This window comes from Brachybacterium avium (assembly GCF_002216795.1).
Classification (GTDB): domain Bacteria; phylum Actinomycetota; class Actinomycetes; order Actinomycetales; family Dermabacteraceae; genus Brachybacterium; species Brachybacterium avium.
Genome location: NZ_CP022316.1, coordinates 2,112,401 through 2,126,711, shown reverse-complemented (window position 1 = coordinate 2,126,711; position 14,311 = coordinate 2,112,401). Strand labels below are relative to the sequence as shown.

Genomic DNA, 14,311 nt, shown 5'->3' with positions numbered 1-14,311 from the left:
TTGGGTCCACCGACACTCGGACTGCGACTCCGATTTCTCGCTCTCGAATCCTCTTCCTAAATACTTCCTGTACCCGACCAGAAAGGTGAGTCGTGACCGCCAAATCATCCGACCCGTCGAAGATTCTCATCCTCTGGGCAGAGGAGTCTTCCCCCAACCTCGGCGTCGCAGCGCTCGCGAGGGGCTCCAGAGACCTCCTCCGACGCGCATTTCCCCACGCAGAGCTCACATTCACGAACTACGGTGCACGTCCGCCCGAGGTGCCGTGGGGACGCCCGCGCTCGCTCCTGCGCGAGCGTGTCCTGCCCCGCTACGGGATGCAGGAATATCTGGGCGGCTTCGACCTCGTCTGGGATACGCGTTCGGGTGACAGCTTCTCGGACATCTACGGCCTGGGGCGGCACATGACCATGTCCATGGTCCACGAGATGGCGTGCCAGGCCGGCGCGACCGCGATGATGGCGCCGCAGACGATCGGCCCCTTCACGACCCGGCGCGGCCGTCTGCTGGCACGGCGCACCCTCAGCCGCTCGGGGCTGGTCATCGCCCGGGATCCTCACAGTGCGCAGGCCGCTGCACAGCTGGGCAGGAGGCCGGAACTGACCACCACAGACCTGGTATTCGCCATCGACCGACCGGCGCTCGGCAGGCGCCGAGACGTCCTGCTCAACGTGAGCGGGCTGCTGTGGAACGAGAACCCCCACGTCTCGGCGCCCGGGTACCGGCGCATGATCCGTGAGACGTTCGAGGCGCTCCGCGCCGAAGGACGTGAGATCGCTCTGCTGGCCCATGTCCTGGATACCCCCAGCCCGGACAACGATGTACCGGCGGTGCGTGCTCTGGCCGACGAGGTCGGTGGCGACACAGAGGTCATCGTGCCCGCCGATCTCGACGAAACCCGCTCGGTGATCTCCGGTGCCGAGGCGCTGATCGGCTCACGGATGCACGCATGCCTGAATGCGCTCTCCGTCGGAGTGCCCTCCGTTCCCCTGGCGTACTCTCGAAAATTCGCCCCGCTCCTGGAATCGGTCGGCTGGACGGCAGGATTCGACCTGCGCACCGATGACCTGGAGACCCTGCCTGCGAAGGTCGTCAGCCAAGTTGCCGGGATCTCCACCGCCGAGGCAGGCGCAGCGGCGGCTCGGGGGAGTGCGAGCCTGGACTCTCTGGTCGACCTGCTGCGGCAGCAGTGATGAGTGTGGGCGTCGGCGCCCACGTCTCTGCACCACGCACGGTGCCCGGAGGCTCCTCGCGCCGTGTCATAGCATGCGATGGCGCGGCTAGAGTGCCTGCGCACGATGCTGAGGGATACCGTCGAAGACGTCCCGAACTTCTTCCCACCTCCTGAGCAGAGATGCGGAGAAGATCGCACGGTCGGCGTTCCCCTGGACGAGAGAGTCCTTGTGTGCCGCGTAAGCGATCCGTGCGAGCAGCAGGCCCTGGCGTTCTTCCGGAGTGCCACGCCAGCTCCGGCCGGCGGCCTCGAAGAGCGGCGCGAAGGAGCTGTCCAACTCTCCCGAGAGGAAGCGGCGCATCACCGTGTCCCCCGCAGCGATGAGGATGCCCACGGGGTAGATGAAGTAGGGATCCACCTGGAGATCGCCGAGATCGATGGGAGCCGGTCTCCCGTCCGGTCGTACGACGATGTTCTTCGCATTGGCCTCCCGCGGTGTGGGGATCCACGGTGTCCGGGCGGAGAACCAGTGCGTCGACGATCTCCCCCAGGCCCGGGCGAACCCCAGCGGGACATCGACCTCCTGGAGGACGGCTTCGAGATCTCGGTCCGTGACCGACGGGGCATCGCTGCTGTACGTCGCCGTCAGCGTCGCGAACTGTTCGACGAGCGTCGTGATGAGCTCGGCCCGCTCCCCGTGTGCCAGGTCCCCGAGGTAGTCACCGTCGACCAGCTCCTCCTCGATCACCGCGCCCTCGCGGTGGAACCGGAACTGCGGCGCAGAGACGTGTTCGATGAACTGTCTCCGCCGGTCCTCGTCCGCCGGGGTCAGCGGGCCGGTCCCATAGGTCCGATGGACCTTTCCACCCGCTAGATCGAGGACGACGATCCCCCCGTCGAACGAGACGACCACGAGTTCGGCCGCCCTGCCGCGCCGTGGGCCTAGTACTGGGAAGGTGCCCGCCACCAGCCGGAGCAGCCTGTACGGCATCGATACTTCCGCGGATCTCGACGGGCTCCCACCCTTGGTCCGCAGGAGATGCACCGGGATGCGGGCACCCCTTCGGGCCCAGAGCGTCTCCGAGACCGGACGATAGATGCCCGGGCGAAGCAGCCCCCTCGCCGTGGTCGCAGTTCGCCGCCCGTTCTGCAGGCCCCTCCACAGCGAGCCGGCTCTGCGCCACGAGCTGCGGAGCTTCCGCGCAGGTCTCACCGCTGCTCCTCGATCCCTGGACCACTACCGGGCGCTTCACCGTTCCCGGATCGGGTGATGGTCGTGACCTCATGGAAGAAGTCGTTCGATCTGAAGAGTTCCTCGGTCGTCTCGAACCCTTCGAGGCGACCATCCTTGATGACCATGACACGGTCGCAGACGGTGAGCGTCGTCAGCCGGTGCGCGACGAGGAAGACGATCGCCTCGCCCCCGAGCGCTTCGAGGGATTTCTGCACCAGACCCTCGGACTTCACGTCCAGCGCGCTCGTCGGCTCGTCCAGAATGACCACCTTGGGATTCGCTGCGAAGGCGCGCGCGAGACAGATCCGCTGCGCCTGGCCGCCGGAGATGCTGGCCGACCGCAGGCCGACAACCGTGTCGTAGCCATCGGACAGACGCAAGATGTCCTCGTGGACGTGGGCGCGCTGTGCGGCCAGGACGATGTCATCGTCCGTGAGCTCTTCGCGATAGAAGCGGATGTTCTCCCGCACGGTCCCGAAGACCAGCTGTGGCATCTGCGGCACATACGCGACCAGCTTCCGCCAATCGGAGCGACGCAGCTCCTGCGCTGCCAGCCCGTTGACGAGGTATGTGCCCTCGGCGGGCTCCCGCAGCCGAAGCAAGAGCTGGACCAGGGTGGATTTGCCGGACCCGGAGGGGCCGACGATGCCGACGACCTCTCCCATCTTCACCGAGAAGGAGACCTCTTCAAGTGCGCTCTTCCCGGGTGTGTATTCATAGGACACGTCGCGGAACTGGAGATGTTCGATGGACTCCAGCGAGGTCTCTCCCGGGACTTCGGCGTTGTCCTCGTACTGCTCGATGGCGTCGGCGAGGTGGAGCATGAACGGGACCTTCTCGTCGATCGTCGTCAGGGAAGTCTGGACTCGCTGCCCGTAGGTGACGGCTCGCACCAGCATCAGGACGACAGCTCCCAGCGTCGTGACCGACTGTGCACCGGCGAGGGAGACGACGAGCAGCGCGATGACCAGGATCAGGAGCGCGGTGCTCTGGTAGAGCGCCGGCACTGCCTGGCTCATGAAGCGGGTGTGCTGGAACGGCTTCTGGACGGCGCGGAGCTGATCGTAGAAGATGCCGCGGTACGTGGGGCTGGCTCCGAACACCTGGATCTCCTCGGCGATCGACGCGACGTCCTGCGTGGTCTTGGCGTACTCGATGCCCTCCGAGCTGAGGTTCGTCGAACTCTTCCGGAGATTCTTCGCCATCGGCCGCAGTGCGACGAACAGCGCGAGGGACGCCACGGTGATGACGGCCGCCGCGGCGGGGCTCAGCGCCACGGCGGAGACCAGCAGCGTCAAGAACATCAGCATCGATGAGATTGCCACGCTCATCACGATGATCGTCTGCGCCGTCGCATTGACCTGGTTGATCATGAGGGACTGGAATCCGCCCTCGCGCTCACTGCCCTTCACGCTCCACGTAGAGCCGACGAATCCATCGAACAGCCGTTGGCGCAGGCGTGCCATCGCCTGCGCGCTCATCCGCGCGGGAAGGTAGGCGACGAGGAGCTGGAGAGCCCCCCGAACGATCGCCACGATCAGGCTCACGACGATCATCTCCATGCGGCTCCCGGTCACGCTCGCGCCGAAGAGCGCCACCTGAACGTCACTCGCGCCGTCCGCGATCGCCATCGCGATCGAGGCGATGAGGGTGAGCAGGAGCGCCTCCGCGAGGCCGGTCGCCACGGAGACCAAGGCGATCAGAACCATCTGCCGCGTCGAGCCGGTGAAGAACGTCGCGATCCTCCGCCACGCGGTGAGAGATTCTCGAATCCGCACCATCGGGGAGGTCGTACGCTTTCCTCGTCGTGTCATCCCATGGCTCCGCTCGACGTTCCATCGCACTGACTGCCGGCTCCGCACGCGCGCACCGGACTTCGACGATCACCGGCATGCTTCGGGCAGCCTCCTGAGTCCGCCATCGGCTCCGTGCGATCACTGCTCACCTGGTAATCACCTACCCACTCGCCCGGCCCGAACTCGCTTGAAAGCGCCACGCGCGTGCCGGATGCTGAGGCGCACATCGATCAGAGCGAGTCGCGCCAGCGGGAAGCCCCGGTATCTCGGGACCCTGACGCCGCCCAGCCGCGCACCCATCAGGCGACCGAAGAGCGTTTCACGTCGACCGGTCTGCCCCGGCTGGACCGCGGCGATCCCCTCGGCGCGGACGGGCGCCCCGTCGAGCACTCCCTCCGCCAGAGCGTCATGCAGCAACCGGCGACCGCGCTCCGTGCGCACGAGCAGTCCGCTCTTCCCATCGTCCTCGTCGAACCGCGGGTACCCGCGCTCGTCGACCTCCCAGAAGTCGCACACCGCAAGGTCTGCGGACTCTCCGACACCGTCCGGACAGATCTTGCATCGCCACTGCATCGTCGGCCCCAGGCGCTTGCCCCAGGAGGTCCGGTAGTCCATCGAGACGTCACGAGACGCGGTCGAGGCCGTGAAGCGTCCCGGCCAGCCGGAGCCGCGGTAGCGCAGCGCGGTCAGATCTTCCTCGTCGGGTACACCGAGCTCCCTCACCAGTGCGTCCGTCGCGTGCTGACTGGGGACCCCGGCGCAGAAGAACGACAGGATCAAGGGGCGCTCCTCCGGTTCCCGACCGTCCAGCAGCCGATGCAGAGCACTGGCTTCACACGGTTTCGTGATCACTGCGCTGCGCGGGTCCAGCACGTGCTGCGACACAAGAGCGGCGACGGGTGCGTAGCGGGACCCCGCGGCGGCCAGCGCCGTCTTCCGATCCGTGATCGTCACGCTCACCGTACGGCGCGGGTTCACATCCGGTCCTGCGCCGAACACCCTGTCCGCCCGTCCCGTCTGCGTGAGCCAGGCCGACAAGGACGTCAGCACCCCACCGCTCGCCCCTCGGAAGCGAGCATCAGGATCCGTCGCCCACACGGACCATGCCTCCAGGTAGGAGCCGAGCTGCGGATGCCGCTCAGCGGAATCAGGATGCGGGGAGGATACGATGCGCCCCGGGCAGATCTCGGCGAACTCCGTCACCGGATCCGCCCTCGCCGAGCCTCCTCTCGAAACGCGGACCGGCCTCATGAACCCCTCGGGCGAGAGCTGCATCGAGAGCCCCGGGTCGAGCAGGGTGCATGCCCCACAACCGCTGCAGTTCCCATCGGCCACCACGCGCGCAACCGCAGCATCGAGCGAGTGCGTCACTTCGATCACCCCAGTCCGACTCGCGCTCCGTGCCTTTGACACATCAACCCCGCCTTAAATGTCGGGAAGGTCCGAGCTTATCAGGGTATGTCCGATTATCTCATCGGTCATGGGAGAGCGGACAGCTCCGGCGCGACATGCCCGAGGGCTTCCGCCCACCCTGTCCCGTCGTCCTCCATGGCGGGCGACGGCGTCCACCGGCCCCGCACTCGCCCACCTCATCTTCGTCAGCTCTCGGCGTAGTAGCTGTCGCGTCGGCGGACCGGTCGTGCACGGTTCAGCACCGTTCCGAGGATGCGGGCGCCGCCCATCTCCAAGGTCTTCATGCTTTCGGCCAGGGCGGCACGTCGGGTCTTGGTCGCATCCACGACGAGCAGGACGCCATCGGCGATCGGTGCGAGCAGATTGGCATCCGCAACGCTGAGGGTGGGCGGGGTGTCGATGATGACGTAGTCGTACTTGCTCGACACTGCAGCGATCAGCTCCTCCATCCGATGGGAGGTGAGTATCTCCGCCGGGTTCGGAGGGATCTCTCCGGAAGGGAGCACGTCGAGCGTCGTTCCGCTCACGGAATGCGTCGCGACATCCAGCGAGACCTGCTCGAGCAGCACGTTCGTCAGACCGACGGAACCGTCGATCCCTGCATGGAAGTGGACCCGGGGACGCCGCAGATCCGCATCGATGAGCAGCACCGAGTGACGCAGGCCAGCCAGAGTCATCGCGAGGTTGACGGAGATCGTCGACTTCCCCTCCCCGGGCATCCCCGCGGTCACCAGCAGGACGCGCACTCTGGAGCTGACGTTCGCGTAAGTCAGCGCCGACCGGATCCGGTGGAAGTCCTCCGCGGTCCGGCTCAGCGGCTCCAGTGCGACCGCAAGAGTGCGGGCCTGGAGCAGCGGGGCCTTCGAGACGACGCCGAGCACGGGGTCGCCGCCGGCCTCGACCAGGATCTCCTCATTGCGGACTCGAGTGTCGAGCAGCGCGATGAGCAGGGCCGTCGCAATCCCGACCATGCCTCCGATGACGCCGCCGAGGAACGCATCACGGGTCTTGTCGGGCGAGGACTGATAGCGGGGCGGAACCGCCTCGTCGTAGATCGCGACGGTTACCGACGGGGAACCGTCTGCAGTCTTCGACCCCTCCTCATCAAGCACCTCGATGAGGTGCTCGGAGCTCGCTGCGGCGAGATCTGCCGCACGCTGAGGGTCCGTCGCGGTCGCGGTGATTTTCATCGTCGAGGTGTCCCGGGGGATCGATACCGAGATCGACCGGGACAGCTCGCTCGGCGTCGTCCCAAGGTCGAGCTCGTCGATCACCGGCTGGAGGACGAGCGAGCCTTCGACCAGCTGGGCGTACGAGAGCATCTGGCTCTGCGTGTAGCTGGCCCCCTGGTTCAGGTCTGTCGCACTGCTGCCCTGGGTGATCGAGAAGTGGAGCGAGCTGGTGGCCGTGTACAGCGGCGTCTGGAGGGATGAATATCCGAGGCTCCCCGCGGCACCGAGCACGCCACCGATCACGACCACCCACCAGAGCTTGCGCAGTGCGGCGAGAAGCACCGGCAGGCCCGCAGACGAATCAGACATCACACCCCCTAGTACGCCGATCCTATCGGTCGTGGCTTACTCCGGGACCGAAGCGGGACCGGTTCTCCGGCTCTCGCCCCGCTCGCACTGGACCGAGGTCGTCTTCGGACCGGTCGCCCGTCCGGGTGCCCGACGCAATGGCGAGGCCCACGCAGAACCAGAAGAAGGTCCCGTACTGGGTGATCATCGCGACCACGACCAGGCTCGGCAGCTGCCCCACGACTGCGATCGCCGCCGGGCTCCGCCCCCGCCGACGGAACACCATCAGGACCGCGCCGATGATCGCGGCGACGAGGAGGAGCGTCGGGACGGCGCCGATCTTGAGCATGATCGACAGGAGCGCATTGTCCGTCGACCGCGCAAAATACCCGAGGTACTGGTCACCGGAGACCAGCGACGTCCAGTCCCCTGCGTTTCCGAAGAGATCCACCTGCCGGAGCAGGACCAGAAGGTCCGCGCGATACCCGGCGCTCCCGTCCGCCTCCTCACCGGCGGCCCCGAGCACGGAGTCCAGCACCGGGACGACCACTGCGACGGCGACGACGCCGAGGCCGACGACCCCCGCACGCAGCCGCCGGGAGAGGCCGGGCAGAAGCAGGACCGACAACACGACGGTGAGCACCAGCGAGACCAGCCCCGTGCGGCTGAATGTCAGCACGACGGCGGCCGTGAGCGTGCTGAGAGCAAGCATCGTGAGGGCGGGCCTCCAACGCGCCGCGATGACGAAGGCCGACGACATCGCGAGGGTCGTCCCGAGGGCGATCGAGTGTCCGAAAGCCCCCTCGACCCGGAGCACCCCGCCCCGGGGCTGCAGTTCGCTCCAGGTCGAGTAGAGGGGCTCCGGGCCGGGAATCAGCACCCACGGGTTGAAGGACGTCGAGAATTCGATGATGCCGAGCAATGCGGCGGCCACCGCGACGCCGGCGATCGTCCGCATCACCCAGCGCTCGTCGACCCGCGCGATGATGATGCGCCCCCAGACGTACGGGACCACCCATTCGAGCACTGCCGTGACGGTCACCGACAGAGTCACACCCTTCAGAACGAACATGGCGCTCAGCACGACGAGGAACGCGGCTATCCATCCGTCGGCGGGATGCAGCGGAACCTTCGCCCACAAGACGATCAGCAGGACCGCGGTCAGCACCGTGATGCCGTACCAGAAGAAGCCGATGCTGACCCCCACCCACACGGGGACGAGGAAGAGCACCACTGCCCAGGCGACGACTGCCCCCTTGGGGACGGCGCGCAGCACGATCACTGCGATCACCAGTGCCGCGAGCGCGCCGAGGGCGAGCAGCGCGGTCGGTGCGGCAGTGATCATGCTTAGCGATCCTAGCCCCGCGGTGACGCGATGATCTCCTCGATGACGATCCCGACAAGCTCTCCTGCACCGTCCGCTCGCGTGGCGGTCAGGCCGACCGCCCCGCTGCCCGGGTCGGACGGGATCTCGTCCGGGGTGACGGTGAGCTGCCAGTCAGAGGGTTCCTTGCCTGCGGTCTCCCAGAGCTTGGCCGTGAGCGCCGAGCCGTCGTCCTCGGATGTGGAGACTGCGAGCGTGTATGTCGCGCTGGGCTCGAGCGTCATGTCGTCGAGCTGCTGTTCGGCAACCAGGACCTCGCCCCGATGCACCATCAGCCAGAGTGTTCCATCCGGGCGCATCGACGCTTCCAGGCGATACGGCGAGTCACCGCTCTGGCCGAAGATAATCCCGACCTCGGTGCCGTCAGGTTCCGCACCCTCCTCGATGCGGAAGGTGAGCTCGGCAGTCGCCACCGCGAGGGACGGTCCGTCCAGGACGACGTCCGCCGTGGTCCCGGGGCGAGCTGCATACGGCCGTTGCCGTCCGCGACGCTGAGCACCCCGTCGGAGTCGCCGGCCAGAACCCACGCGCCTCCGTGGTCCGCCTCTCCCCATCCCGATTCGATGGTCCGGTCGAAGCGGTCCTCGACGCGGGATTCCACCGTGGGTGCCTCGTCCTCGACCGGCGCCTCCTCCTCGGACTCCTGCGAGTCGTCGGCCGTCGCCCCTTCCGGGGCCTGTGGTGAGTCCGGGTCGGGCTCGTCCGCGGGCACGGGATCCGCAGCTGCGGGTTCGGCACCCTCATCCTCTGCCTCAGCAGGAACGTCCACGTCCTCAGGAGCCGCAGCCTCGGCTTCAGCACCCTCATCCTCTGCCTCAGCAGGAACGTCCACGTCCTCAGGAGCCGCAGCCTCGGCTTCAGCACCCTCATCCTCTGCCTCAGCAGGAACGTCCACGTCCTCAGGAGCCGCAGCCTCGGCTTCAGCACCCTCATCCTCTGCCTCAGCAGGAACGTCCACGTCCCCGTCCGGGGCGGGGGCCTCGTGCGCGTCGGCCTCCTCAGGCTCCGCAGGAGAATGCTTCTCCTCCGTGAGGGCCGCACCCTCATCCGGGACTACGGCTGCTCGCTGCGCCTTCGGCGCTCCGTCGTCAAGGCTCTTGAGCCGGTAGTCGTCGAAATGAACCGGCGCGTCACCAGATGAACTGCCCGAACGATACAGATACACCGACGATGACCCGGGACCCGTCAGCGCCGCAGCACCGGAATCCGTGGTCTCCAACTGCCAACCAGCCGGCTCCATCGCACCATCGGCCCACATCTTCATCCGAATCGTCGCAGCATCATCACCGACCACCTCGGTCCGCACCTGGAACGTATCCCCGGCCGCCCACTGCTGACCCGACAGCCGCTGCGTATCCAGCACCGTGCCATCACGCTGGATCACCAACCACATCGTCCCGTTATCGCGATGCCAGACCAGAGAACGATACGCATGCCCGTCCGCGCCATAACGCGTCTTCATCCCGACATATAGGGAACCAGTGGACGGTCCGCCCTCCAACGTGTAGCTCATCGCCGCACCGGAATCCGTCAACGATGTCTCGGTCAGCAGCATGTCTCGCCCGGCACCCGGAGCCAGCACCATCGACCCGACCCCATCACCGACCGACATCGCCGCCGAGTCCCAGCCCGTCGACGCCCACGCACCACCAACATCCGCCGAACCCCAACCACTGGCCACAGTCCGCTCGAACGAATCCGACGCCGCGAACACCTCAGCGGTCACCGACACCGACTGCGTGACGGTGTGTGTCGCGCCCTCATCGTCGGTCACCGTCAAGCTGACGTCATAGGTCCCGGCCTCGGCATATTCATGCGAAGCCGTCGATCCGGTCTCCGCAGCACCGTCACCGAAGTCCCAGGCATATGACGCGATCGATCCGTCCTCATCGGTGGACGACGAACCATCCACTCCGAGCACCAGCCCGGAGGCCGACGACGTGAACACCGCCACCGGTGCCACATTCTCGACAGGCTCCCCGGCGCCGTCGCCGAGGTTCGAGAGCCGGTAGTCGTCGAAATGAACCGGCGCGTCACCAGATGAACTGCCCGAACGATACAGATACACCGACGATGACCCGGGACCCGTCAGCGCCGCAGCACCGGAATCCGTGGTCTCCAACTGCCAACCAGCCGGCTCCATCGCACCATCGGCCCACATCTTCATCCGAATCGTCGCAGCATCATCACCGACCACCTCGGTCCGCACCTGGAACGTATCCCCGGCCGCCCACTGCTGACCCGACAGCCGCTGCGTATCCAGCACCGTGCCATCACGCTGGATCACCAACCACATCGTCCCGTTATCGCGATGCCAGACCAGAGAACGATACGCATGCCCGTCCGCGCCATAACGCGTCTTCATCCCGACATATAGGGAACCAGTGGACGGTCCGCCCTCCAACGTGTAGCTCATCGCCGCACCGGAATCCGTCAACGATGTCTCGGTCAGCAGCATGTCTCGCCCGGCACCCGGAGCCAGCACCATCGACCCGACCCCATCACCGACCGACATCGCCGCCGAGTCCCAGCCCGTCGACGCCCACGCACCACCAACATCCGCCGAACCCCAACCACTGGCCACAGTCCGCTCGAACGAATCCGACGCCGCGAACACCTCAGCGGTCACCGACACCGACTGCGCGCTCGCAGCGGAGGAGCCGAGGCTATCGGTGACGGTCAGGGTGATCTCATAGTCTCCGCCGGCGGCGTAGGAGTGCGAGGCAGTCCTCCCCTGGGAGTCGGGCGTGCCGTCACCCCAGTTCCAGGAGTATGTGAGCGTCGCACCGTCGGAGGCGGCCGAGCCCTCGGCGTCCACGTTCGCGCTCAGGCCGGAGACCGATGCGGAGAACTGCGCTGTCGGATCAGCATGCGTGACCGTGACCTGCTCAGTCGTCTGCGCTGTTCCGCCTTGGTCGTCAGTGACCGTCAGGGTCACCGTGTAGAAGCCGGCCGCGCCATAGGAGTGGGAAGCGACCTGGCCGGTCGAGGAATCACCGTCTCCCCAATCCCAGTCGTAGGAGACGATCTGTCCATCAGGGTCCGTGGATCCCGCACCGTCTGCCGTCACGGTGAGGCCCGCGACGCTGGTCCCCATCTCTGCGTTCGGCGCAATATTCGGCCCGGTCACGGTCACCGTCTGGTCGCTCGTCGCGGTGAGCCTGTTGCTGTCGACCACGGTGAGGGTGACGGTGAAGGTGCCAGTCCCTGCGTAGGTGTGCGCCGTTGTCTCCCCGGTCGCCTCAGGGCTGCCGTCGCCAAAGTCCCATCGGTACTGCTCGAGCGTGGCTCCGCCTTTCGCGGAGGAAGCGGAGGCATCGACCGTGACATCGAGGTCCTCGGTGGTCGCGGTGAACGACGACGTCGGGGCCCCGAAGCCCTTGCCGATGCCGTAGTGCGTCGCCACCTGGCCCGGCTCGAGGGCCCGGGCATACACGGCGACTTCGTCGATGTCACCATCGAAGTAGTTTGAGCCGGGGCCGTTCGGCCATCCGCTGAGGTTGTCTCCCCCGATCCGCCAATATCCCGTATAGCTCTGTGCAGTCGTCACCGCGCTGTTCGCCGCCACGAGGGCCCCGTCGAGATAGAGCGCTGTACCGCCAGCGCCCTGTGAGGCGACGACGTGATGCCATTCCCCATCGTTGTAGCCGGCAGCGCTCTGGATGGTCTGGGCCGAGCCCGGGTAAACACCGAAGACGAGCTGCCCGGAATTCGACATGTACACATGACGGTCGTAACTGCTGGAGTCTCCGGACGGCGAGTTGCCGTACCCGATCAGCTTCCCGCCCTGCGAGCTGGTGGTGCGGAACCAGAGCTCGGTGGAGAACTCTGCGGATGCCGCCATGGTCGAGCTGCTCACGACGCGCCCGGAATTCGATCCGTTGAAGTCCGAGTACCCGGTCGACGAGTTCTCGATGCCAGGCGCACCCGGGGTGACGCCGCTGCCGGCGACAGGTGAGTTGCCCCCTGCCCAGTCCTGCATCGTGTCGCCGAGCGGGTAGTAGAGCTGGGGTCCGTCGTCCAGGACTGCGGAGACGTAGTCGGAGGCTACTCCTGTAGCCACGGTCGTCGTCACCGGTTGGCTCGTCACGGAGTTCCCGTCGCCATCGCGGACCACGACGGTGTACGACACCGACGATCCGGGAGTCGCCGTCGTGTCCTCGAGAACGATGCTCGGCTGCTCCCACCAGGTCGAGGGCACGGTCACGGTGTCGACGGGCGCACCCGTACCGGCACGTCGCAGTTCGTAGGTGAGGTCCAGGTCGTCACGGTCCCAGTTGCCCGGCACCGAGACCCGCACGCGGCCGGGGATGAGAGAGTTCGCCGCGGGCTGCCAGTCCGAGCCGGAGAGGCGTGGCCCGTCCTTCGCCCCCTGCGGTGGGTTCGTCGAGAACCTGACGATCCCCTCGAAACGCTGATTGTTCACTCCGGGGAACTCGCCGGCGACCGAGATGATGTCCCCGACGCCGGTGATCGAGAGCCCCGCTTGGCCCAGCCCGGAGGTCGTACCGGTGTAGAAGTCGGGATACCACGCATATGCGGACGGTCCGGGAGTTCCCGCCCAGTCCTGGTACGTCCTCCCCGCATGGGGATTACGGCCGAGAAGTCCCCGGGCATCAGTCGTATACGCCTCGACGTATCGATAGGTCCGGGGGCTCTGCTCAGGATGGAGCCCCATGGTCGAGCAGGCGTGGGTGTGGCTCGTCGTGTAGACCGTCGTCCCGGTGGAATAGACACCGTAGTGATCCCCGAGGCAGTCGGAGATCCAGCGCACCTCGCCGGTGTCGGCTTCCGCCGCGAAGGTGCCCTCGAGGTTTCCTGTGGCGAGGTCGGCGAAGACCCACCCGGTCCCATAGACGGCGTCGTCGTCCGTGGCGAGCGCGAAGATGCCCGCCTTTCCGCGGGTGCTTCCGGTCCCCTTCCCGTTCTTGACGGTCTGAGGAAGTGCCCACGCCGCATCGACTGCACCCGACTGGTCATCGATGGCAGCAAGTCCACGCATGGTGGTGTTGCCGTTCACCTCGGAGAAGCGTCCGCCGAGGATGATCTTCTCGCCGCCCGGATCCGCGACCATGGCGTCGACCTGCCGGTCCGTCTGGGGCGCCCACGGCATGAGTGCGCCATTGCTCGCGGAGAACGCAGCGGTGTTCTGTCGAGAGGTCCCGTTCGCCTGTGTGAAGAGGCCTCCGGCGTAGACCATGGAACCGTGCGCGACGAGCGCGAAGACACCCGTGCCTCCGACGGACGGGGTGAAGCCGGAGACCAGCTGTCCGGTTGCCGCGTCCAGGGCGGCGATGCTGTAACGGGTCTGCCCATTGACTGAGTTGAACGACCCGCCGATGTAGATCCGGCTGCCGTCCGGTGACGCGGCAACGGCCTTGATGACCCCGTTGACCTGCGGCGCGAAGGGAAGCAGGTCGCCGGTGGTGATGTCGTACGCGAGGATGTTCGAACGCGGGGTGAGCTGAGTACCGGGAGCCGCCAACGGCGCCCTCGCGTTGTCGAAATCGCCGACCGCATACACGGTGGTGCCGATGGTCGTCTGCGCCCACACGTACCCGTTGTCGATCTGGACCGTCGGCAACGGATCCGCGGTGACGACATCATCGTTGCGCTGCAGGAGCGGCGGCGGTGAGGGCTCCGCCGCATCCGCCGTGGCGCCGAAGGACAGGGAGAACACCGCCGCCATTCCTCCGACGAGCAGCACCATCGCCACCAGGAGCCCGAAGACCTGCCGCAATGCCAGTGCGTCACGTCGAGGTGAAGTCGTCATCATCAGTTCCTGTCAGC

At 66.7% G+C, this 14,311-nt stretch carries 8 protein-coding genes; 1 reads left to right on the top strand and 7 read right to left on the bottom strand.

What is annotated here, in order from left to right:
- Window positions 1–92 precede the first annotated feature (92 nt).
- Window positions 93–1,193 carry a polysaccharide pyruvyl transferase family protein gene (locus CFK39_RS09555; protein ID WP_245822430.1) on the top strand — a complete coding sequence of 367 codons (1,101 nt, stop codon included), beginning with the start codon at window positions 93–95 and terminating at the stop codon, window positions 1,191–1,193.
- Between the two features lie 87 nt (window positions 1,194–1,280).
- Here CFK39_RS09555 and CFK39_RS09550 read toward each other — a convergent pair whose 3' ends face one another.
- From CFK39_RS09550 to CFK39_RS09520, 7 genes are all read right to left on the bottom strand, one after another.
- Complete coding sequence (locus tag CFK39_RS09550) at window positions 1,281–2,165, bottom strand: hypothetical protein (protein WP_089065262.1); 885 nt, start codon at window positions 2,163–2,165, stop codon at window positions 1,281–1,283.
- A 218-nt stretch (window positions 2,166–2,383) separates the two neighbouring features.
- Window positions 2,384–4,117, bottom strand: coding sequence for an ABC transporter ATP-binding protein (locus CFK39_RS09545; RefSeq protein WP_245822428.1), 1,734 nt, complete (start codon window positions 4,115–4,117; stop codon window positions 2,384–2,386).
- A gap of 243 nt (window positions 4,118–4,360) precedes the next feature.
- Window positions 4,361–5,584, bottom strand: coding sequence for a Coenzyme F420 hydrogenase/dehydrogenase, beta subunit C-terminal domain (locus tag CFK39_RS09540; protein WP_218192251.1), 1,224 nt, complete (start codon window positions 5,582–5,584; stop codon window positions 4,361–4,363).
- Between the two features lie 218 nt (window positions 5,585–5,802).
- Window positions 5,803–7,158 (bottom strand): tyrosine-protein kinase domain-containing protein, encoded by a 1,356-nt coding sequence (locus CFK39_RS09535; RefSeq protein WP_089065260.1) that lies wholly within the window; start codon window positions 7,156–7,158, stop codon window positions 5,803–5,805.
- A gap of 22 nt (window positions 7,159–7,180) precedes the next feature.
- Complete coding sequence (locus CFK39_RS09530) at window positions 7,181–8,482, bottom strand: hypothetical protein (protein WP_089065259.1); 1,302 nt, start codon at window positions 8,480–8,482, stop codon at window positions 7,181–7,183.
- A gap of 11 nt (window positions 8,483–8,493) precedes the next feature.
- A complete protein-coding gene (locus tag CFK39_RS09525; protein ID WP_089065258.1) occupies window positions 8,494–8,793 on the bottom strand; it encodes a hypothetical protein in 300 nt (99 codons plus the stop codon).
- Window positions 8,793–14,294: a PKD domain-containing protein gene (locus CFK39_RS09520; RefSeq protein ID WP_245822426.1), complete on the bottom strand. Its 5,502-nt coding sequence runs from the start codon at window positions 14,292–14,294 to the stop codon at window positions 8,793–8,795. Before CFK39_RS09520 ends, CFK39_RS09525 begins: the two co-directional genes overlap by 1 nt.
- Between the last annotated feature and the right edge of the window lie 17 nt (window positions 14,295–14,311).

Coding starts and splice junctions, on each gene's coding strand:
- CFK39_RS09525 (WP_089065258.1), bottom strand. CDS start 8,793: ATGGTGCATCGGGGCGAGGTCCTGGTTGCCGAACAGCAGCTCGACGAC.
- CFK39_RS09545 (WP_245822428.1), bottom strand. CDS start 4,117: ATGGTTCTGATCGCCTTGGTCTCCGTGGCGACCGGCCTCGCGGAGGCG.
- CFK39_RS09535 (WP_089065260.1), bottom strand. CDS start 7,158: ATGTCTGATTCGTCTGCGGGCCTGCCGGTGCTTCTCGCCGCACTGCGC.
- CFK39_RS09530 (WP_089065259.1), bottom strand. CDS start 8,482: ATGATCACTGCCGCACCGACCGCGCTGCTCGCCCTCGGCGCGCTCGCG.
- CFK39_RS09520 (WP_245822426.1), bottom strand. CDS start 14,294: ATGACGACTTCACCTCGACGTGACGCACTGGCATTGCGGCAGGTCTTC.
- CFK39_RS09550 (WP_089065262.1), bottom strand. CDS start 2,165: ATGCCGTACAGGCTGCTCCGGCTGGTGGCGGGCACCTTCCCAGTACTA.